The sequence below is a fragment of the Pseudomonas sp. GW822-FHT02G04 genome (genome assembly GCF_058802085.1).
Genome location: NZ_JBXANU010000046.1, coordinates 1 through 21,809 on the forward strand (window position 1 = coordinate 1; position 21,809 = coordinate 21,809).

General features: G+C 60.0%; 19 protein-coding genes. 7 read left to right on the forward strand and 12 right to left on the reverse strand.

The window, feature by feature from the left end:
* Window positions 1-95: 95 nt before the first annotated feature.
* Entirely contained in the window at window positions 96-614 is a 519-nt protein-coding gene (locus AC1RO5_RS30360; protein ID WP_493179415.1) for an SgcJ/EcaC family oxidoreductase, read from the reverse strand.
* Between the two features lie 170 nt (window positions 615-784).
* Here AC1RO5_RS30360 and AC1RO5_RS30365 point away from each other — a divergent pair, with 170 nt between their 5' ends.
* Genes AC1RO5_RS30365 through AC1RO5_RS30380 form a run of 4 tightly spaced genes read left to right on the forward strand, consistent with a single transcriptional unit; the run spans window position 785 to window position 5,401 of the window.
* Window positions 785-1,969, forward strand: a complete 1,185-nt coding sequence (locus AC1RO5_RS30365; RefSeq protein WP_493179417.1) for a sensor histidine kinase — start codon at window positions 785-787, stop codon at window positions 1,967-1,969.
* The gene (locus AC1RO5_RS30370; RefSeq protein WP_258673926.1) at window positions 1,966-2,616 is read left to right on the forward strand and encodes a response regulator; all 651 of its coding nucleotides are present in this window, start codon (window positions 1,966-1,968) and stop codon (window positions 2,614-2,616) included. The genes AC1RO5_RS30365 and AC1RO5_RS30370 overlap by 4 nt, the downstream gene beginning before the upstream one ends.
* Window positions 2,613-4,940: an ATP-binding protein gene (locus tag AC1RO5_RS30375; protein ID WP_493179419.1), complete on the forward strand. Its 2,328-nt coding sequence runs from the start codon at window positions 2,613-2,615 to the stop codon at window positions 4,938-4,940. Before AC1RO5_RS30370 ends, AC1RO5_RS30375 begins: the two co-directional genes overlap by 4 nt.
* Window positions 4,937-5,401, forward strand: a complete 465-nt coding sequence (locus AC1RO5_RS30380) for a response regulator (protein WP_493179421.1) — start codon at window positions 4,937-4,939, stop codon at window positions 5,399-5,401. Before AC1RO5_RS30375 ends, AC1RO5_RS30380 begins: the two co-directional genes overlap by 4 nt.
* On the opposite strand, the gene AC1RO5_RS30385 is transcribed toward AC1RO5_RS30380, so the two are convergent.
* A complete protein-coding gene (locus AC1RO5_RS30385) occupies window positions 5,378-6,298 on the reverse strand; it encodes an alpha/beta fold hydrolase (protein ID WP_493179423.1) in 921 nt (306 codons plus the stop codon). The genes AC1RO5_RS30380 and AC1RO5_RS30385 overlap by 24 nt on opposite strands.
* A gap of 285 nt (window positions 6,299-6,583) precedes the next feature.
* Between AC1RO5_RS30385 and AC1RO5_RS30390 the strand changes: the two genes are divergently transcribed.
* Window positions 6,584-7,258, forward strand: a complete 675-nt coding sequence (locus tag AC1RO5_RS30390) for a glutathione S-transferase family protein (protein WP_493179425.1) — start codon at window positions 6,584-6,586, stop codon at window positions 7,256-7,258.
* Window positions 7,259-7,286: 28 nt separating this feature from the next.
* Here the strand turns inward: AC1RO5_RS30390 and AC1RO5_RS30395 are convergent, their stop codons facing one another.
* From AC1RO5_RS30395 to AC1RO5_RS30425, 7 genes are all read right to left on the reverse strand, one after another.
* Entirely contained in the window at window positions 7,287-8,012 is a 726-nt protein-coding gene (locus tag AC1RO5_RS30395; protein WP_493179426.1) for a transporter substrate-binding domain-containing protein, read from the reverse strand.
* A 63-nt stretch (window positions 8,013-8,075) separates the two neighbouring features.
* A complete protein-coding gene (locus tag AC1RO5_RS30400) occupies window positions 8,076-9,404 on the reverse strand; it encodes an MFS transporter (RefSeq protein ID WP_493179428.1) in 1,329 nt (442 codons plus the stop codon).
* Between the two features lie 61 nt (window positions 9,405-9,465).
* Entirely contained in the window at window positions 9,466-10,518 is a 1,053-nt protein-coding gene (locus tag AC1RO5_RS30405) for a lactonase family protein (RefSeq protein WP_493179443.1), read from the reverse strand.
* Window positions 10,519-10,790: 272 nt separating this feature from the next.
* A complete protein-coding gene (gene acnA / locus AC1RO5_RS30410) occupies window positions 10,791-13,469 on the reverse strand; it encodes an aconitate hydratase AcnA (protein WP_493179430.1) in 2,679 nt (892 codons plus the stop codon).
* Window positions 13,470-13,615: 146 nt separating this feature from the next.
* Window positions 13,616-14,509, reverse strand: coding sequence for a LysR family transcriptional regulator (locus AC1RO5_RS30415; protein ID WP_493179431.1), 894 nt, complete (start codon window positions 14,507-14,509; stop codon window positions 13,616-13,618).
* Between the two features lie 136 nt (window positions 14,510-14,645).
* Window positions 14,646-15,920, reverse strand: a complete 1,275-nt coding sequence (locus tag AC1RO5_RS30420) for a glucarate dehydratase family protein (protein WP_493179433.1) — start codon at window positions 15,918-15,920, stop codon at window positions 14,646-14,648.
* A complete protein-coding gene (locus AC1RO5_RS30425; RefSeq protein ID WP_493179435.1) occupies window positions 15,917-17,329 on the reverse strand; it encodes an MFS transporter in 1,413 nt (470 codons plus the stop codon). Before AC1RO5_RS30425 ends, AC1RO5_RS30420 begins: the two co-directional genes overlap by 4 nt.
* Before the next feature lie 106 nt (window positions 17,330-17,435).
* Here AC1RO5_RS30425 and AC1RO5_RS30430 point away from each other — a divergent pair, with 106 nt between their 5' ends.
* Window positions 17,436-18,338 (forward strand): LysR family transcriptional regulator, encoded by a 903-nt coding sequence (locus AC1RO5_RS30430; RefSeq protein ID WP_493179437.1) that lies wholly within the window; start codon window positions 17,436-17,438, stop codon window positions 18,336-18,338.
* Between the two features lie 106 nt (window positions 18,339-18,444).
* Window positions 18,445-19,443, forward strand: a complete 999-nt coding sequence (locus AC1RO5_RS30435) for an acyltransferase family protein (RefSeq protein WP_493179438.1) — start codon at window positions 18,445-18,447, stop codon at window positions 19,441-19,443.
* A gap of 50 nt (window positions 19,444-19,493) precedes the next feature.
* Here AC1RO5_RS30435 and AC1RO5_RS30440 read toward each other — a convergent pair whose 3' ends face one another.
* The 3 genes from AC1RO5_RS30440 to AC1RO5_RS30450 all read right to left on the reverse strand — a co-directional run bounded on the left by AC1RO5_RS30440 (window position 19,494) and on the right by AC1RO5_RS30450 (window position 21,532).
* Window positions 19,494-19,823, reverse strand: coding sequence for a hypothetical protein (locus tag AC1RO5_RS30440; RefSeq protein ID WP_493179440.1), 330 nt, complete (start codon window positions 19,821-19,823; stop codon window positions 19,494-19,496).
* Window positions 19,824-19,898: 75 nt separating this feature from the next.
* Window positions 19,899-20,579, reverse strand: a complete 681-nt coding sequence (locus AC1RO5_RS30445) for a phosphoribosyltransferase (RefSeq protein ID WP_493179441.1) — start codon at window positions 20,577-20,579, stop codon at window positions 19,899-19,901.
* Window positions 20,580-20,644: 65 nt separating this feature from the next.
* Window positions 20,645-21,532: a universal stress protein gene (locus AC1RO5_RS30450; RefSeq protein ID WP_493179442.1), complete on the reverse strand. Its 888-nt coding sequence runs from the start codon at window positions 21,530-21,532 to the stop codon at window positions 20,645-20,647.
* Window positions 21,533-21,809: the final 277 nt, after the last annotated feature.

A 21,809-nucleotide genomic window follows, 5' to 3' on the forward strand; every position in this document is an offset into this window, starting at 1 on the left:
AGGCTTGCCCGCGAAGCTTTTGGCGTACTTGAGAACGCCTTCGCGGGCAAGCCTCGCTCCTACAGTGGGCCGTGTCGGTCTGGCACATCCTCTTTTTATTTCCCCGCGTGCAACACCTGCGGTTGCGGCATCGCCGAAGAGTGGTGGTTGAGAATCTTCCACTGACCGCCCACCTGCTCATAAACAAAGGTGTAGCGCGCCTGCACCTGACGGGTCTTGCCATCGGCTTCGGTCAACGTAAAGGTGTAGACGCCACTGTCCATGGCCACGTTGGCGCCCAATGGGCGGATCTCACGGAAGTTGATCTGGCCTACCGGCTTGAGCGCCATGAAGTGATCGAAGTAGTCCTTGATCTGTGCCGGCGTGGTGCGCACCTGATTGGAAACCGTCGGTTGCAGCACCGCGTTCGGCGCATACAGGTCGACCACGCTCTGAACATTGCCGCTCTTCAACGCGCTGTTCCAATGGTCAAACAGGGCGGCGATTTCACGATCCTTCACGTTGGTCGGTTGCTGCGCCACGCTGCTGTAAACGTAAGGCACCGCTTCCAACGCCTGAGCCAACGGGGCGGTCAGGGCGAACAACAGGGCGATGGTTGAGGTCTTGAATTTCATTGCGCTATTCCAATGATGGTCGATGGGCACACTGTGCCGCCCGGAACGCGGCCCGCCATCGGCCAACCGGAGCCATTTGCCTATGCCATTCGGCAGATAGCGCCCTGCCCCGTTAACAAGGTTTAATGACGCCCCTGCCCGAACGGGCGTGCCCGTGCCGGAACCTGCCCATGCAAAACCCTGATCATGACCCCGGTAGCGCCCTGGCCATTCGTACCCAGTATCGGCAATCGCAAAGTCGCGCCGCGCGGCTGCGGCTGCTGGTGGATACCGGCCAGGAACTGACACAACTGGCTCCCGAGGCCATGCGCCAACGGGTGCTGCAACGGGCCTGCGCCTTCCTGGCGATGGACCATGCGCTACTGCTGGAATGGGACGTGGATGCGCAGGTCAGGACCACCGCCAGTCAAGGCAGCCGTGATCGTTTGCACAGCCTCGAACACCTCGCCGACACCGCGATGTGCGCACCGCAATGGCAGGAACAACCGAGCGCGGATTTGCCCAATGTGTTGCGGGTGCCTTTACGCGGTGGCAATGGTGCCGCCTTCGGTGCGTTGGTGCTGGCCAACAGCGTCAGCATCAGCGCACCGGACACCGAAGACCTCGAATCCCTGCAACTGCTCGCCACCCTGCTCGCCGCGCACCTGGAAAACCAGCGCTTGCTCGACGCATTGGTGACCCGCGAGCGCACCATGTCCGATCTGGTCCACCGACTGTTCCGGGCACAGGAAGACGAACGCAAACGCATGGCCTACGACCTGCACGACGGCCTGGCACAAACCCTCGCCGGGTTGCATCAGCGCCTGCAAGGTTTTGCCGGTCGCTGCCCGCCATTGCCCGACGAACTCGGTGCAGACTTACAGACGATTCTTGCACTGGCCCAGCATTGCGTCGGTGAAGGCCGGCAATTGATCCGAGGCCTGCGCCCGACGGTGCTCGACGACTTTGGCTTGCTGAAAGCGGTCGACAAAGAGGCGGATCGCCTGCGCGAAGCGGGGATCAAAGTGAACTGGAATGTGCGTTGCGAAGCCCGTTTGCCCAGCCAGGTGGAAATCGCCCTGTTCAGGATTGCCCAGGAAGGCATCAACAATATTCTCAAACATGCGCAGGCCAGCCACGTCGTGCTGGCGCTGCAACTGCATGAAGGACAAGCCTCGCTGCGGGTGGACGACAACGGCCAGGGCTTTGCCATGGAACAACCCCTCGACACCTGCGGCGCCCGGCACCTGGGGCTTGCCGCGATGCAGGAACGCGCGAGCCTGCTGGGCGGCGAATTCACCTGCATCAGCCACGCGCACGGCGGAACGCAACTGCGCGCCACCGTCCCCTCTGGCCTGAATGGAACCCATCAATGACTGACGCTATACGACTGGTGGTCGCGGACGATCATGAAGTCACGCGCACCGGCTTCGTCTCGTTGCTCGCCGGCCTGACGCAATTCGAAGTGGTCGGCCAAGCGTGCAATGGCCAGGAAGCACTGGATTTATGTGAACGGCTTTTGCCCGACATCGTGATTCTCGACATCCGCATGCCGGTGCTCAACGGGCTGGGCGCGGCACGCCTGCTTCAAGAGCGCCTGCCGAGCCTGAAAGTGATGATGTTCACCATGGACGACAGCCCCGATCACCTTGAGGCCGCCATGAACGCCGGCGCCGTGGGCTATCTGCTCAAGGATGCCAGCCGCCACGAAGTGATCGACGCTTTGCAACGTGTCGCCGCCGGCGAGCAAGCCCTCAACAGTTCTGTCAGCGCGCAGTTGCTGCGCCGCCTGACCGAGCGCAACGCCAGCGGCGCCGCCCCCGTCACCTTGACTCCACGGGAACGCCAGGTGCTGGGGCTGGTGGCCAGCGGCATGAGCAACCGTGAAATCGGCGAAAAACTCGGCATCACCACCGGCACGGCCAAAGCCCACGTGGAGCGGGTTATCGGCAAACTCGGCGCCGCCGACCGCACCCAGGCTGCTGTCCGTGGCATTGCGCTGGGTCTGGTGACCCAATCATGAAAGCTTCAAACGCCCGCCGCTGGGCCGATCTGCCGTTACGCGGCAAAGCCCTCGTGGTGATTTCCCTGCCGTTGGTGATTCTGTTGCTCTCGCTGGTGCTGATCTACACCACCGAACGGCAGACCGCGCGCGCGGAAGAAGACGTGCGCCGCGTGCTGCTGGTGCAAGGCGATATTCAGGCGGTGCACACCCTGCTCGCCGAGGCCGCCGCCAGCGTGCGCGGCTATCTGCTGACCCATCGCGAGGATTTCCTGCCGGGTTACCGACAGGCCAAGCCCTTGATCGAATCGGCCCTGCAGCGGCTCGACCGCAACGTTCGCGATCAGCGGGTGCGTAAACATCTGGAGGCGATCACGCCGCTGATCGACACCAAGGTCGAAGGTCTGGTTGAACTGCTCGATGATCGCAATGCAACCCCAGAGTCGATCACCACGATCCTGATCAACAACAAACATGTCCTCGACGAATTACGCGAACGCATCAGCGCCATGCGCACGCTTGAGGACACCTTGCTGGCCGAGCGCACCGCAGCGGCGGCCTCCACTCGACAACGCCTGTTGTTCTCCACCTTGCTGGCCGCCGTTTGCGGGCTGTTCGGCGCCATTGTCGCGGTGCTGTTTCTGTCCAAAGGCATCGTCGCCCGGGTGCAGCAAGTTCAGGGCAACGCCCAACGGCTGGCACTCGGTCAGCCGTTATTGCCGCAACCGCCGGAGAACGATGAGATCGGTCAATTGGGCACGCGCTTGGTCGAGGCCGGGCTGTTATTGGCCGAACGTGAACGGGCCTTGCGCGACAACGAAGAGCGCTTGCGGCTGATCATCGACGGGGTGAAGGACTACGGTATTTTCGCCCTCGACACACGAGGCTTCGTCACCAGTTGGAATGCCGGCGCCGAACGGATCAAGGGCTACACCGAACAGGAGATCGTCGGCCAGCATTTCTCGGTTTTTTATCTGCCGCAAGAATGTCCGCAGCATCCCGACATGGCGCTGCGCGAGGCCACGCGCAATGGTCATTACATGGAAGAGGCCTGGCGTTGCCGCAAGGATGGCAGCCGCTTCTGGGCCAGTGTGGTGATTACCGCGCAGTACGACAGCAGTGGCGCCCTGCGCGGGTTCTCCAAGATCACCCGCGACATCACCGATCGCCGTGCCGCCGAGATCGCGCTAAGTACCGCACGGGAAGAAGCGGAGCGCGCCAGCCGCGCCAAAAGCGAGTTTCTGTCGCGCATGAGCCACGAACTGCGTACTCCGCTCAACTCGATTCTCGGCTTCGCGCAACTGCTGGATATGGATTCGCCCAAAGGGCAGCGGGCGCAGATCGGTCACATCCTGCGGGCCGGGCAACACCTGCTGACCCTGATCAACGAAGTGCTGGACATCGCCAAAATCGAAGCCGGGCGGCTGCCACTTAACGTTGAAGCCGTACCCTTGGCGGTGGTGCTGCAAGAAGCCCTGACGCTGGTGTCGCCCATGGCCTGCGACGCCGGCATTCAACTGGTCGAACTGCCGATACTGGCCGCCGACAGCGGGATCGTCGCCGATCGGCAACGCCTGGTTCAGGTGCTGCTGAACCTGTTGTCCAACGCGATCAAATACAACCGGCCCCAGGGCCAGGTGCACATTGAGGTCAGGGTTCATCAACAACGCATTGCTGTATCGGTCTGCGATACCGGCAAGGGCATTGCAGCTGATCGTCAGGACCAACTGTTCAAGCCGTTCGAGCGCCTGGAGACCGACCCGAACGTGGAAGGCACGGGCCTCGGCCTGGCGTTGAGCAAGAGTTTGCTGGAAATGATGAACGGTAGCCTGACCGTCAAAAGCCAGCCCGGCAACGGCTCCAGCTTCACCCTGGAGCTGCCCTTCGAGCGCTTGCAGTCAACCACTGAGCCACCTGCGGCACTGATCAGCCCGCCAACGGCAACGCCCACCCTCGCCGCCCCCGATTACCAGGGCAAAGTGCTGTGCATCGAAGACAATCTGTCGAGTCTGGCCCTGATCGAAACCCTGCTGCAACGACGGCCGCACATCCAGTTGCTCTCAAGCATGCAGGGACAAATGGGCCTGGACCTGGCCCGGCAACACGCACCACAGCTGATTTTGCTGGACGTGGCGCTGCCGGATCTTGATGGTTTCAACGTTCTGCAACGCTTGCGTCTGTCCTCCAGCACCCGCGCCACACCTGTGCTGATGATCACCGCCGATGCCAGCGACCTCACTCACCAGGCCTTGCTGGCAGCAGGAGCGACCGCGGTGCTGACCAAGCCGATTCACATTCCTTCATTCCTCGCCCATCTTGACCAGCACCTACCGGAGCCCGTGTGAACACCGACCTGCGCATTCTGATCATCGACGACCAACGACCCAACCTCGATTTGATGGAACAATTGCTGGTCCGCGAAGGGCTGACCAATGTACTGAGCAGCACCCAGCCGCTGCGAACCCTGGACCTGTTCAACAGCTTCGAGCCGGACCTGGTCATTCTCGATCTGCACATGCCGGAGTTCGACGGCTTTGCCGTACTTGAACAGCTCAACCGACGCATCCCGACTGGCGAATACCTGCCGATCCTCGTGCTCACCGCCGACGCCACCCGCGATACCCGGCTGCGCACGCTGGCCCTGGGCGCAAAAGACTTCATCAGCAAGCCATTGGACGCCCTGGAAACCATGCTGCGGGTCTGGAACCTGCTAGAGACCCGCGCACTGTATAAAGCCCTGCGCACGCGGGTCCCTGCGGATCAGATCGAGTTGCTGCGTCAGTTAAGGCCGCAGCCAGTTAGCTGATTGCAGGGGCGGAATCACTGACGACTTGCCGCTGAACGCCAGGTTGCGTGGCTGGCTCGGCGTCCTCACGGCTGGTGGCTGCAGAAAGCCCAGCAAGGCCCGCTGCGTGTCATGCCAGGCCGTGGGGTGTTCCATGTCGAGGAAGTGCCCGGCGTTCTCGATGGTCTGAAACTGCGCCTTGCGGGTATGCGCCGCAAACAGACGCGCGTCTTCCACCGAGGTGTACTCATCCCTCTCACCGTTGATAAACAGCAACGGGACTTCGATGGCATCGGCACAAGACACGTAGCAGTGGGTGTCCTGGGTCAGTACCTCATTGACGTGAAAATGCATCTGCCGGTATTCGTGTTCGTCCAGGCTGCTGACATGGCGTTCATTGAAACGCTTGAACAGCGACGGCAGGTGCTTGCCGATCGTGCTGTTGATCAAACGCCCGACGTTACGACGATCGCAGGCATGGAGAAAGTGCCGGCCGCTCTCCAGATACTCACGCATCGGCGTGTTGATCCGTGCGGCGAATGAACTGATCACCGCCTTTTCGATCAAGCGCGGCCGCTGGGCCAGCGCAACCAAGGTCGCTGCCCCGCCCCAGGAAAAGGACAATACATGCTGCGCGTGAAAGTGCTCGATCAATTCCAGCAGGATTGCAGCCTCGTCTTCCTTGCGGATCGGTTGGTCATGCAGGTTGTGTTGTTTCGATTGACCGGCGTAGGGCTGATCGTAGAGGACCACATTGAATCGTGGCCGCAGGTAACGCACCGTTTGCGCAAAGGATGCGGTCGTTGCCAGCGAGCCATTGACCAGAATGATCGTCTTGTCAGCGGCGGCGTTGAGATAGTGCTCGGTATAAACCTTGTACTTCTTACCAATCTCGACGATGGCAGTTTTCGGCATCATTTCATTCTATTCCTTGAACAAATTGGACCAGGCACACAGCGTGGTCGACTATCCGGCTTCCTCCGGGTAAGCCTGACAGCACAAACCAGCGACAACGGTACAAGGGCGCTGAGATGAACGCTATGACCAATGAGTCACAACCCGACCAGCGGTTTCCAGTTAAGCAGGAATTCTTCCATGTGCAAGCTCGCAAGCTTGAAAGTGGCTGCCCAGACGCTCCGCTGGCATCAGCCTATGCTTGTTGATTGCCCCAGCCTTTTCATCTGCCCAACGAGGAGTTGAAAAATGTCGCTAACGCTTTATTACCATCCGCTGGCTTCGTACTGCCACAAAGTGCTCATCGCGCTCTACGAAAACGGCATCGAGTTCGACAGAAGAATCATCGATCTCACGGACGCCGCCGACCGCGCAGAGCTGCAGGCATTGTGGCCGATCGGTAAATTCCCGGTACTTCGCGATCATGCTCGTCAACGTAATCTGCCGGAGTCCAGCGTCATCATCGAGTACCTGGATCGACTGTATCCAGGTGCACAGCGCCTGGTGCCGGATGATTGGGAGACCGCGCTGGAGGTGCGGTTATGGGACCGGTTTTTCGACAATTATCTACAAACGCCGGTCCAACAGATTGTCAGTGATCGGCTACACGCGACCAACGGTGATTTGACCAGAGAACGGGCCACGCTTGCGACGGCGTACAGCATGCTCGAGCGACGTATGGCGTCCAGAATCTGGGTGGCCAGCCCGGATTTCAGCCTGGCCGATTGTGCCGCCGCCCCGGCGCTGTTCTATGCCTGCACACTGGTGCCGTTCCCCGACGACTACCAGCACCTGAGCGCCTATTTCGACCGGTTGATACAGCGACCGTCATTCCTGCGGGTGATCGACGAAGCCAGGCCCTGGTTTTCGTTCTATCCGTTTGCAGATTGCATTGAGAAACGGTTTCGCGAGGCTTCGGACTAATGCCGGTAAGTCAAGGAACGCTGTAAAGCTACGGCGCCACAGTGACATCGGCTTGACCGCTCTCAAGCAAGGCCGCATGGACAAAGCCTTCGGCCTTCTTGCGCTCGACGAACGCCCTCACATAGGCCGCCCCCGCTTCACGATGGCGAGGGACAGCCATCGCCTGACGGATGGCGGTGAAAGCGCCTTCGAGAACCCGATAGCGTGGATCGGCGGCGGCGACCTTTTCCAGCGGTTGGCGCACGCCCGCCGCGGCATCCAGGCCTTTGTCGAAAAACAGGTCGACGGCGGCGGCGGACGTTTCTGCCCGCTCCAGTTGCGCCTGCTTCAGGGTACGACTCAGGAACAGGTCGTAGGCCGCACCCTTGCCAACCGCCAGGCGCAATCCTGGCCGATCCAGATCATCGACCGCCGTATAAGCCGAATCGGCCGCCACCAGATAAGTGCCTTCAATGATCACATAGGGCTCGCTGAACGCGATCTGTTGTTCACGCACCGGCTCGATGGCGAGGAACGCGATGTTCCATACGCCCTCCTCCAGCGCGGCAAACACCTTGCCGGCGGCATCGAACGTGATCATTTCCAGCCGCGCGCCCAACTCTTGCGCCAGAGCCTTTGCCAACGCCACGGAGACACCCTGGGGCGATCCATCCTGGCCCTGCTGCGCCAACACCGGATTACCGTAATTGATCGCCGCATGCAGCACGCCACCGGGCGCCAGGTCATCAAGAACCGCAGGGGAAACAGCACTCATCATTTGCTCCGAAACAAGAAATTGAGGTCAGGCCTTGCCAAAGCGGCAAGGCATGGAAAGCCATCAGTCGACCCTGGCTTCACTGGCGACCGCTACGGTTGGCGAGACCTCTCTGTTGGTCACCCGCATGAACAGCGTCATCAGAAAACCCGCCAGCAACAGCGCGCTGAGAAACAACAGACCATTAGCGGCGCTCTGGCTGTTGCCCTTGACCATGCCGATCAGCGATGGCCCGACGAAACCGCCGAGGTTGCCGATTGAGTTGATCACGGCGATCGACACCGCTGCCGTCGAGCGATCCAGAAACAGCGTCGGCAGCGCCCAGAACGGCGATTTGAAGCTGTAGAGCCCGGACAACGCAAGGCAAATCATCGTCATCGCCACATACGGGTTAGCCAGCACCCCGGCACCGACCAGACCCAATGCAGCAACCAGCAAGGGAATGGCCGAGTGAAGCTTGCGTTCGTTGCGCCGATCGGAGCTGCGCGACCACAGGACCATGGTCGCCGTGGCCACGATGTAAGGCAGCATGGCAATCAAACCGATCTGCGTATGCGACAGTGACTCGGAGAAACTCTTGATGATCTGCGGCATCCAGTAACCGATGCCGAGGCTGCCGCACTGATACACAAAATAGATGAACGCCAGGTACAGAACCTTGGGGTGAATCATCGTTTTGTAGACGCTCAAGGTCTTGACGTTTTTGCGGCTGCGACGGTCTCGTTCAAGCTCGGCGAGCAGCCATTCCTTCTCTTCGGGCTTGAGCCATTTGGCCTGTTCGGGTTTGTCGGTCAGGAAGAAATAACAGGCGATCCCCAGCAACACCGCCGGAATACCTTCGAGAAACAGCATCCAGCGCCAGCCGCTCCAGTTCAGCCAGCCAATGTTGTCCATGATCCAGGTGCTCAGTGGTGCACCGATGATGTAGCTCACCGGAATCGCCGCCGTGAACAACGCAACAGTGGTCGCCAGCTCCTTGGAACGGAACCAGAACGTCAGGTAGACGATGATCCCCGGGAAGAAACCGGCCTCTGCCACCCCGAGGAAAAACCGCAGGATATAAAGCTGATTGGCCGTTTGCGCGAACGCGGTCATGGCGGCGATGCACCCCCAGGTCACCAGGATCCGGGCAATCCAGACCCTGGCACCAAACTTGTTGAGCATGACGTTGCTCGGCACTTCAAACAGGAAATAGCCGATGAAGAAAATCCCCGAGATGAACCCGAAGGCCTCGCTGGACAGCGCCAGTTCCTTGTTCATTTGCAACGCGGCATAGCCAATGTTGGCGCGGTCCAGATAAGAAACGATGTAGAGCAGAAAAACGAAAGGGATGATGCGGAGCGTGACCTTGCGGACAATCGCGGTTTCGTCGAGCGCATTATTGTTGTTCATGGCGATCTCACTTGAAGCAAGCCCGGGCTTGCTTCTGTCGTTTTTATAAATCCGGCTTTAATCAGGCAGAAAAAACCATACACACCGGGCTACCGGTCGACACCGAAAAGCCTGTCTTGCTCAGCCCGCCTGTTTGCGGATCCACGGCCATGGAGATGATGGTGTCACTGTCTTCGTTGAGCGCGAAGAGGAAACGCTCGTTGGGTGTGAGCGTAAAGAAGCGCGGTGTCTTGCCATCGGTGGGCATGAACTCCACCGGGCTCAACGTACCCGTGCGCGGATCGATGGCAAACACCGCCACGCTGTCGTAGCCACGGTTAGAGGCATAGACAAAGCGACCGCTGCGATCCACCTCGATTTCGGAGGCGCGGCTGTTGCCGGTGAACGTCGACGGTAGCGACGTCACCACTTGCAGCGGCTTCAACGAACCGTCCTTCGCATTGAAACCATAGGTCGTCACCGTCGAATCCAGTTCGTTGACCACATAGGCGAACGGTGCCGTCGGATGCAAGGCCAGATGCCGTGGGCCTGCTCCTTCGCGCGTGGTCACGAACGGTTGATCGGCGGGCACGAGCGTGCCGTTGTCGAAGCGGAAACTGAACACCCGGTCCAGGCCTTTGTCCGGCACCAGCACAAAATGGCCGGTGTGATCGAACGGGTTGAAATGCGGCTTGGAAAACTGCTGCTCGACACGGTGCGGGCCGGTCGGGCCTTCAAGTTTGAGCAATTGATTGAGTGTACCCAGCGCGCCGTCCTCGCCCACATTCAGCAATGCCAGGGAGCCGGTGATGTGGTTGGAGACCACCAGAAAGCGTTCGCTCGGGTCCAGGGCCAAGTGAACAGGGTTCTTGCCTTCACAGCTTTGCCGATTGATGAACGTCAGCTTGCCGGTGCTCTTGTCGATGCTGAAGGCACTGACATCGCTCATGTCACCGTGCACGGTATACAGCCGGTCACAGGCGCGGTTGAGCGCCAGGAAAGACGGGTTCACCAAGTCTTTGACCACCTGAACCAGAGCCAGCGTGCCTTCCTCCTGATCCACTTTGTAGACACTGATGCCCTCACCACGGGCCTTTCGCTCCTTGGTCGTGCGCGACCCGACATAGGCGTACATAGGGGTTGTTCTCCGCGTAACAGATGATTTTTTATTTGAAAGATCGGCGTGAGCAAAACCGACCGGCAACAGTGACCCCAGCAGCGATGCACCGGCGATGGCGCCCATCTGTTTGAGTAACGTACGGCGGGTCGCGCCATTGAGCGTTGGCTCGGAAAACGAAATTTCAGGTTCGGGTGTGCCTGCGTCTTTATCGTCGCATTGCATGATGGCTGTTCCTTATTATTGTTAATCGCAAATACCTGGCCCCGGGATCGGGACCAGCGGTCAAGTCAGTGGCGTGTGCGCTTCACCACTTTGCGGATCACGTAGGGCAGAACGCCGCCGTTGATCAGGTAGCGAATCTCCTGCAACGAGTCGATGCGTACCGCCAGTTCGACCTGTTGCCGATCCCCCGCTGCGCGGTGAACGATCAAGGTCACGGTGTTGTCGCCAACCTGAAGGTCGTCGAGGCCGAGGAAATCGAAGTGCTCGTCGCCTTTCAGGTTCAGGTCATCGACCGACTGCCCCGGCTTGAACTGCAACGGAATCACGCCCATGCCGATCAGGTTGCTGCGGTGAATCCGCTCGATACTGCGAGCCACCACCGCTCTCACGCCCAGCAGCGCCTGCGCCTTGGCGGCCCAGTCACGGCTTGAGCCGGCCCCGTAGTTGATGCCCGCGAACATCACCATCGGCAGCCGTTGTTCGGCATAGCTCTTGGCGGCCATATACAGCGGCAAGCACTCGCTGTGATCGGCATTCCACGCCCAGCCACCCGGGCTGGGCTGATCGTCGCCCAGCAACAGGTTCTTCACTGATCGGTTGGTGAACGCACCGCGCAGCATGACTTCATGGTTGCTGCGGCGCGTGGAGTATTGGTTGAGATCCTGCGGATCCTCGCCCCGCTCCAGCAGCCATTGACCGGCCAGGCTGTTGGCCGGAATGGCGCCCGCCGGGGAAATATGGTCGGTGGTGACGTTGTCGCCCAGCACCATCAGCACTCGGGCACCGTTGATGGCCAGGCTGGTTTTCGGCTCGGCCTGGATGTCCGCCAGGTATTGAGGACGGCGCAAGTAGGTCGATTGAGGGCTCCACGCAAACTGCACGCTGCCTTCGGCCGACAACGCTTGCCAGTGATGGGTACCCTCCCAGACCGTCGCCAGGCGCTGCTGGAAAAACGCCGGTTTGACCACCTCAATTACCTGGGCCGCGACATCGACATCGCTCGGTAGCAGATCGCGCAGGTACACCGGTTTGCCGTCGCGGCTTCGCCCTAACGGTTGCGTATCCAGGTCGATATCGATGGTGCCGGCGATGGCATAGGCCACACACAGTGCCGGCGATGCCAGGTAACCTGCCGGGACTTTAGGGTTTACCCGGCCTTCGAAATTACGATTGCCGGACAACACCACGACGCCCTTGAGCCCTTGATCGGCGAACGCTTCGACATGCGCTTCGAGCGTCCCCGAGTTGCCGATGCAGGTCATGCAGCCGAACCCGGCGAGGTCGAAGCCCAGTGCCGAAAAATCCTCGAGCAAGTCGGCCTCTTTAAGGTAATCCGCCACCACTTGGGAGCCGGGTGACAGCGAAGTCTTGACCCATGGCTTGCGCTTGAGGCCCTGTGCGCGGGCATTGCGGGCCAGCAGCCCGGCCTGAATCATCTGCGCCGGGTTGGCGGTGTTGGTGCAACTGGTGATGGCGGCCATGACCACCGCGCCGTGGGTGATCGGTTCAAAGAATGAAGGCTCGAAGAAGGTCTGTTCGGCAGGCCCGGCGATCAGGTTGGCACCGCCCATCACCTCGTTACGAAACGAGGCCGCCGCGTCGGAAAGTTTCTGTCGCTGATGAGGCTGATGGGGGCCGGCGACGCTGGGTTCGATGCTCGCCAGATCCAGCTCGATCAATTCGTCGAACTGCGGTTCTTGCAGGTCATCCCGACGCCAGAATGGCTGGGCATTCATGTAGCTGACCACTTTCTCGCGCAACTCCGGCGAGCGTCCTGTCAACTCAAGGTACGCCAGCGTTTCGTTGTCGAACGGGAAGAAAACCACCGTAGCGCCATACTCGGGCGCCATGTTGGACACCGTCCCCCGCGCCGCCCAACTCAGGGTGGACAGACCAGGCCCGGTGAACTCGACGAATTTACCCACTACCGAACGCTTGCGCAGGATTTCGGCAACGTGCAGGGACAGATCGGTGGCCGTTACACCCGGGCGCATGACGTTGGTCAGCCGAATTCCGATGACCTTGGGGAAACTGATCGGCACCGGTTCACCCACCATCGCCGCTTGCCCTTCCAGACCGCCGACACCCCACCCGAGCACACCGATCGCGTTGATCATCGGAGTATGGCTGTCGGTGGCGACCATATCGTCGGGATGGATCAGGCGTTGACCATCGTCCGTTTCGCTTTCCCAGACCACCTGCGCCAGCGCCTCCATGTTCATCTGATGGATGATGCCGGTGCCTGGCGGGATCACGCCGAAGTTGTCGAGGCTCTTCTGTGCCCACTTGATAAACCGGTAGCGCTCGCTGTTACGGCGAAAGTCGATGTCCAGGTTCTTTTCCACCGCATCGGCTTCGGCATAACGCTCCACAATCACCGAGTGATCGATGGTCAGCACTGCGGGAATCAGCGGGTTCATCGCGCTCGGGTCGCCGCCCAGCTCCGCGACCACATCACGCATGCCGGCGAAATCGGCCAGCGCGGGCAAGCAGGTGGTGTCATGGAACATCAAGCGGTTGGGCTGAAACGGCACCTCGCAATCAGGGCCTTGGCCGATGGCCCGGGCAAGCACCGAAGGCAGCGCCTCTGGCGTGCAGCGGGCCACGTTCTCCAACAGGATGCGGATCGAATAGGGAAGCCTGGCGACCTGAACGGGCGACAGCATCTTGTGCAAATCGACGTAGACGAATGACTCATGGTCGATGACCAGGTCGGTGAGAAGGTCGCAGGCAGGCTCGGTCATGCTCATATCGCTCGGCTTTTTATCGTTGTCGCGGAGGTCGGAACTAGCCGAACAACACCGCTGATAAGCCGATGGTAGGAGCTGAGGAAGATGATGAAAATTGATGAATTACCACGGCAGCGTTCTCCATCGGAGAACGCTGGAGCTTACTCATCCGTCGGTAATCTCAGATGATCGATGAGGGTCTTCAAGGTCGGGGACGCGGCGTCGTACTTCTTGAATGTCAGCATTAATGAGCGCTGCGCCCAAGGCTCGTCCAACGTCACTGCCTTCAACTTGTGGCTGCGCAAATACTGCTTGATCACGCTGCGCGGCAGCACGGCCAGGCCGAGGCCGGAAGAAACCATCCGGCACATGCAGTCGAAACTGCTGATGCGGATCCGCAGCTTGAGTGCCATGCCGAGCTTTTCCGCTTCGCTGGTGAGCAACGTATGCATCGAGCTTTCCAGGTGTGGCCCGACAAACTCATGCTCCAGCACTTCCTTGAATCGCACCGACTTGCGGGAGGCCAGTGCGTGGTCGGCCGGCACCGCCAGGGTCAGTTCGTCGTTGCGATAAGGCAGCGTCTCCAGGCCTTGCGCCGCGGTCTGCACGGCAATGATGCCGAGGTCGGCACGCCCATCCGCCACCGCGCGGATCACGGCGGAACCGACCCGCTCTTCGATATCGAATTTGATCTGCGGATACAGCGCAACGAATCCGGCCACATCGTCCGGCAGAAACTGCGACAGCGCCGAGGTAATGGCATGAATCCGCACATGGCCTTTGACCCCGGTCGCGTAATCCCCTAATTCGTTGTCGAGTTGTTCTAGCGTCTGCTTCAACTGCCGCGCGTAAAACAGCATCGACTGCCCTGCCGGCGTCAGTTCGACACCACGGGCATTTCGAATCAACAGCGGCGAGCCGACCTGCGCTTCCAGCTCGGTAATCCGCTTGCTGATCGCCGATACCGCCAGGTGCTTGATCCTGGCGGCACGGGTCAGATTGCGCTCCTGTGCAACGGTGATGAAGAGGTCCAGGCTCGTGAGGTCGTATCGCAATGGAAGAGATCCTTGGCTTCAGAGCCCCAGTGAAACACGTCAGGATCAGAACGTGTAGTTCAGCTGCAGGTAGATCCCGTTGACCGTGTTGCGGTACGGCCCCACTGATGCTGCATCAACGGGGCCGAGTGCGAAATCAAAACCGCGGCTTGACCGTCTTCCACTCCGGCTTGTAACGCTGCATCTGCTTCACGTCATCGCGCTGGCGAATGCCGCAAGTCAGGTATTGATCGTGCAGCCTGGCCAATTGATCGTGATCCAGCTCAAGGCCCAGGCCAGGCGCACGGGTGATTTTCACGCAGCCATCAACGATCGGCAGTTTGCCGCCCTTGATCACTTCTTCGTCAGGTTCCTGCCAGGGGTAATGGGTGTCGCAGGCGTAATCGAGATTGGGCACCGAAGCGGCGACGTGCGCCATGGCCATCAGGCTGATGCCCAGGTGCGAGTTGGAATGCATGGACACGCCAAGGCCGAAGGTGTCGCACATTTTCGCCAGCGCCTGGGTGTCGCGCAGGCCGCCCCAGTAGTGATGGTCGGCGAGCACGATCTGCACGCTGTTCAGCGCTACGCTGCGGCGGAACTCATCAAAATCTGTGACCACCATATTGGTCGCCAGCGGCAGACCGGTGCGTTTGTGCAGCTCGGCCATGCCGTCGAGACCTGGCGTCGGGTCTTCGTAATATTGCAGGTCGTCGCCCAGCAGTTCCGCCATGCGGATCGAGGTTTCCAGCGACCAGTTGCCGTTCGGGTCGATGCGCAGCGGGTAACCGGGAAAGGCCTTTTTCAGCGCTTTGATGCACGACACTTCGTGCTCCGGCGGCAGTGTGCCGGCCTTGAGCTTGATGCTCTTGAAACCGTAGGCCTCGATCATGCGTCGGGCCTGGGCGACGATCTGTTCTTCGTTCAGCGCTTCGCCCCAGTTGTCTGGTTTGTACGGTGCGTCGATGTGTTGCGCGTACTTGAAGAACAGATAGGCGCTGAACGGAATTTCATCGCGAATCGCCCCACCCAGCAGGTCCACCAGCGGCACGTTCAACGCGTGCGCCTGTAGATCGAGAAACGCCACTTCGAACGCCGAATAGGCGTTGCTCACCGCTTTGCTGGCATGGGAACCGGGGGCCAGTTCCGCACCGGCAATGCTCTGGGTTTTGTTCGCCGCGACGGTGGTCTGCACGATGGCGCGCAACTGGTTGAGGTTGAACGGGTCGAGGCCGATCAACTGATCTTGCAGTTGCTGCTGGATCGCCAGCGCCGGCGCGTCGCCGTAGCTTTCGCCCAGGCCGATGTAGCCATTGTCGCTCTCGATCTCGATGATCGAGCGCAGCGCGAAGGGTTCGTGAATACCGCTGGCATTGAGCAACGGCGGATCACGGAAGGCGATGGGGGTGACGGTGACTCGTTTGATTTTCAAGAGGCGGCTCCCTTTGGCTTGGCATTCAAGGCTTGATGACTGACAGAATTTTTCGCTGCTGCATTTTTCGGCGCCACGGCTTCGACCGGTTTACCGGTGAGCGAACGGTGCGTATCACCACGGGGTGCCGTGCGGGCAAAAAAGATCACCACGGCCGCCACCAGCGAGGTCGCCGCCAGGCCGTACAAACCGCCTTCGATGGAACCGGTGGTCTGCTCCAGGAAACCGAACGCGGTCGGTGCGACGAAACCGCCGAGGTTGCCGATGGAGTTGATCAAGGCGATTACCGCCGCCGCGATACGCGCATCCAGATAGCCTTGGGGAATTGGCCAGAACAACGCCGAAGCCGCTTTGAAACCGATGGCTGCGAAACAGATGGCGACGAAGGCGAAGATCGGCCCGCCGGTGGTGGACATGAACATGCCAAACGCGGCAATCACCAGCGTCACGGCCACCCAGGCTTGCTGGTATTTCCATTTGCTGGCCATGGCAGCGAAGCCGTACATCGCCAGGATGGAAATGATCCACGGGATCGAGTTGAACAGGCCGACCTGGAAGTCGCCCAGGTTGCCCATCTTCTTGATCATGCTCGGCAGCCAGAACGTGGCGCCATAAATCGTCAGGGCGATGGAAAAGTAGATGAAGCAGAACAGCGCGATTTGCTTGTCGGCGAGCAATTTGAACATCGACGGTTTGACCGTCTGCACAGCTTCGCGAGCCTGCTGTTCCAGGGCGATGGCGCTTATCAGTGCGTCCTTTTCTTCGGCGCTCAACCATTTCGCCTCGCGTGGATGGGATTGCAGCCAGAACCAGACGAACCCACAGAGCACGATGGAAGCAAAGCCTTCAATCAGGAACATCCACTGCCAGCCATGCAGGCTCAGACCGTTGACGTGCAGCAGCGCGCCGGACACCGGACCGGAAATCACCGACGCAATAGCCGAACCGCTGAGGAAGACCGCCATGGCCTTGCCCCGTTCGGTCGACGGTAGCCATTGGGTGAAGTAATAAATGATGCCGGGGAAAAACCCCGCCTCGGCGGCGCCGAGAATGAAGCGCAGCACATAGAAGCTGGTTTCGCCGCGTACGAAGGCCATGGCCATCGCCGCCGCGCCCCAGGTGAACATGATGCGCGTCAGCCAGGCGCGGGCACCGTAGCGTTGCAGCAACATATTGGAAGGCACTTCGAAGATCGCGTAACCGATGAAAAACAGCCCGGCCCCCAAGCCATAGGCCGCAGCGCCAATGCCCAGGTCGGTTTCCAGGTGGCTGCGTACGAAGCCGATGTTGACCCGGTCGATGTAGTTGACGATGAACATCACCACGAACAGCGGCAGCACATGACGTTTGACCTTGGCCGCTGCTCGGGCAAGGACGGTCGGGTCCGGCGGACTCTGATGGTTATTCAAGGGGCGACTCCCGTTCATTGTTTTTTTAGGGGAGAACCGATCATGGACGCGCCTATTGATCCCGTCTAATCTAACTTGGCACTCGATTGATACCTGGATTAGATCAATGTTCGAACTGACGCAACTGCGCTGCTTCACCACCGTCGCCACCGAACTCAACTTCCGCCGGGCCGCCGAACGGTTGAACATGACCCAGCCGCCCCTCAGTCGGCAGATTCAACTATTGGAGCATCACCTGGGCGTCGAGTTGTTCACCCGCAGCACCCGCAGCGTCGCCCTGACCGCCGCCGGCCGCGCCTTCTTCATCGAAGCCCAGAACCTGCTGGAGCGCGCTCAGCAAGCAGCCATCACTGCCCGGCGCTTCGCCGAAGGCGATATCGGTTCGGTCAACATCAGCTTTGTCGGCAGCGCGGTGTACGAATTCCTGCCCAAGGTCATCGCCGAAGCACGGCTCAAACAGCCTCAGGTCAAAATCGACCTGTCGGAAATGAACACCTATCAGCAGCACGAAGCCCTTCGCGCGCGCCGTATCGACCTGGGCATCGTCCGTGCGCCGTTGCTGGAGCCGGGTTATGCCACTGAATGCCTGGTGCGTGAACCCTTTGTGCTGGCCGTGCCCAGCAACCATCGGCTGGCCAGCGCACAAACCGTGTCCGTCAAAGACCTGGATGCACAACCGTTCCTCATGTACTCCCATGCGGCCTATCCGCCGTTCAACGAACTGCTGACCGGCATGCTCCGCTCGGCCCGCGTTGCTCCGGAATACGTACAGTGGCTCGGCTCATCACTGACGATCCTGGCGCTGGTCAACGCCGGCATGGGCCTGGCCCTGGTGCCGCGTTGCGCCACCAGCGTGGTGTTCAAGAACGTGGTATTCCGCGATATCGATCTGGGGGAAGGTGTGCAAAGCGAGCTGCATTTGATCTGGCGCGAGAACAATGACAACCCGGCGTTTGCGATGTTGCTGGAGGGGATTCGCAAGGCTGTGCGGGAGGGATGGGGGTTGTGAACCGCGGATGCCGCGAGTTCCACCTCATTGTTAGCGAAAAACCTGTCCTGCGGCGGCAAAGCATCGTAATTTACGCGCCATAACTATAAAGACGCTTGGGGTGTGAGTGGGGGCTTATCGTCTACTGTTGGCCGTTCTGGTGGCCGTTTCTCATATGGGCAAGACGTTCGCGGGACTAAACCCCGGCGTGATTGCCGTGATTTCCTTCCTGATTATCAGCGGTTTCGTGATGACCTCGCTGATCGAGCGCAACTACAAGGCGTTGGAGAAAGTCCGCCTGTTCTACATGGACAGGGCCTTGAGGCTTTACCCCCAGTTCCTGTTCTACTTCTTCATATCCTGCGCGGTGATCTATTTCCTGCTGCCCGGCACACCGCAAGCGGCCGATCTGACGTTCAGGAATATCGCCGCGAGCCTTCCTATCGTGCCTCTTGGCTTTTACATGTTCGGGGCGGCCGGGTCGCAGATCTTGCCGCCGGCCTGGTCGCTGGGGCTGGAGATGTGCTTCTACCTGGTGATCCCTTTCCTGATCCTTTACAAGGCACGGGGCGTTGCGTTTGTCCTGTCTGTTGCCGTTTTCATGGCCGCGTGCCTTGGCTACATCAACACCGACCTGTACGGCTACCGGCTATTGCCCGGCGTCCTGTTCATGTTTCTGTGCGGCAGCTACCTGTACAAGCCACAGGCGAAGGGTTTGGCGATCGCTGCGGGCACAACCGTGGCGGCGGCCTTAATGTTTACGGCAATCATGGCCGGATTGATTGAGCGCCGCCCGTTCAATGCGGAGGTGAGCGTCGGCATCGCATTGGGGGTACCCGCCGTGTACCTGCTGACAAAACTCAGGTTTCACCGGGTTGACGAGTTCCTCGGGAACATCAGCTATGGCGTGTTTCTGAATCACTTTGTGGTGATGTACTTCCTGCGCGCCTTCTGGCCAGTTGCCTACGATGGGCACATCGTAGCGGCAGTGTTGACCCTGTCGCTCCTGTTGAGCGTCGTTTCGTACTACTACGTTGAGCGCCCGGCCCTGAAGCTTCGTCATGCGCTTCGGGCCGGCGTACGGTATGGCGAGAGTCAGCCGCGGGGCGGCGAGACAGCGTCTTAGTCCGAAGGCACCTTGAACCACCAACCCCGCCCGTATTCGGTGCGCAAGGATTACCGTTGCGCCAACTCATGCCGGATGCATTGCTCGTAATACGTTTGCTTGATGCCGGCAGGCTTGAGACGTGAAGGGCTGTTGTAGGTTTGCTCCGTGATGCCCATGGCCGTCATGCGCATCCACGGCCGGGGAAACTTGCGCGATTGCAGCTGCTTGCGTGCCCCGTAAAGCGTGAGCCCGGAAAGTTTCGAAGCTTGCGCGCCCTCGGCGATTTCCGAGCCCCAGCTGCATACATAGCGAGAGTTCTTGTTCAGTTCCTTTGCCTGGGCCCCAAGCGAGATAGCCACCAGGACAAACGTTGCAGTCATCCCTATCAAAGTCCGCATATCGCTAATGCCTAACCTGCTGAAAAGAAAGCAAGTTTGACAACGAACAGAAGATCGGGGGGCCAGCAGTTTGCCTCATTTCATCGCTGATTCTCTCTGCCAGGCCCGATGTAAAAGATCCATGACTTCTTCGTCCGACGTCTGAGTAAAGTCCCTGTACCAATGGCCGATCGATATCAGCCAATCGGGGATGAGCGGACAAATCAACTCGTCCACTTCGTCGCGCAGCGCCTCTGCCGTTTCCATGGGGGCGACCGGCACGGCAACGACAATGCGAGACGGCGCTTGCAGGCGCACGGCCTGTATCGCGGCCATCATCGTGGCCCCTGTCGCCAGGCCGTCATCGATCAGAATCACCACTTGTTCCTTGAGCGCCAGAGGCTCGCGGGATGCCCGGTATACCCGCTCGCGACGCAGCATTTCCTGCGTTTCCTTCGCCACCACAACATCGAGCGTACGTTGATCGATGCCGTTAGCCCGCAGCGCATCGTCATTGACGATTTGAATGCCACCGCTGGCGATGGCGCCCATGGCGAATTCCTGGTGGGACGGCACGCCCAGCTTGCGAACCAGCATCAGGTCCAGGCGAACCTCCAGGGCCGTGGCCACTTCATAGGCGACCGGCACACCGCCACGGGGCAAGGCGAGGACGATGACATCGGCTCTTTTCGCGTATTTAAGCAACGGTTCCACCAGGCTTTGGCCGGCATCAACCCGGTCACGCAAGATGGTTTGCAATGAAGGACTGTGATTCATCTGAAAACCTCCCTGGGGCGGGAGCCCCAAAACGGGCAAGTCAATTTCGCTAAGGATGCTCGCGACTACACCGCCAGAACGCTGCAAGGCACCTGATACAGAATATGTTCGGTCGTACTGCCGAGCAGTTTCTCCAGGCTGCCGTACTGTGTTCTGCCCATCACGATCACATCTATCTGGTGTTCGTGGGCGAACTCACTCAGCGCCGACACCGGATGCCCCGTGATGAAATGCCGACATTCAGCGGGCACGCCGAATCGGGCGGCCAATTTGAGGAACGAGGTTTCCAGATCCTTGCGCAGTTCCCGGGTAAGCTCCGATAGCGTCAGGCCACCCCCCAGATCCGCCAGAAAAGCGGCCGGAATGTCACATGCGTACAGCAGATGCAACTCGGCATTGCATTGCAGCGCAAGGGCGGACGCCTGCAGGATGATCCGGTCATTGAGTTCGCTGTTCGAAGGCTCGGTATCGACAACATCAACCGCGGCCACCACCTTCTGTGGCAAGGCATGGCTTTGGGCACCCACCAGATAGACCGGCACCGGACAATGGCGCAACAAACGCCAGTCCAGCGGCGTAAAGAACGCGCGCTTGAGCACGGGCTCATGCTGGACTTGCTTGATCAACAGATCGGGGTGCATTTCCGTGACGTGATCAAGGATGTCCTGGCGCATGTTGTCGGCCCAGGCGACCTCGGTTGTCACCTCGATCCCCCTGCCCTGCATCTTTTGCGCCTGTTCCTTGAGCCAGTCGCGGTGTTCCTGCAGGTAGCTCGCCCGAGCCACTTTCCGGTCGCCTTCTTCGAGCAACGACAGAATGTCCAGCGAGGGGATCAGCGCAGCAATATGCAAACTCGCCCCACTGGCCTTGGCCACGGCAGCGGCATGGTTGAGCGCGGGAGACTGGCGCAGGAGCGGGTTGATGATCAGTAATAACCGTTGATACTGGCTCATGATCTGACTCCGGACAGCGATGGCGTTTTCGCCAGGTCAAAAAACCGGCTTTAGCCCAGATTCCTCCCCTAAAGTCTCTTGGGCCTTGATTCATATCAATTCCCTGTGGGCGTCATTGAAGGTGCCCACTTGGGAAAGAATAGTTCACAACGGTGGCGCCGGGCTCATCAGCGAGGGGTGTTGGTCTGGATAGGCGCTAATAAGTTAAGGGCAAATCGGACCCGTAGGAGCCAGGGTTGGGGGGGGGGGGGGGGGGGGGGGGGGGGGGGGGGGGGGG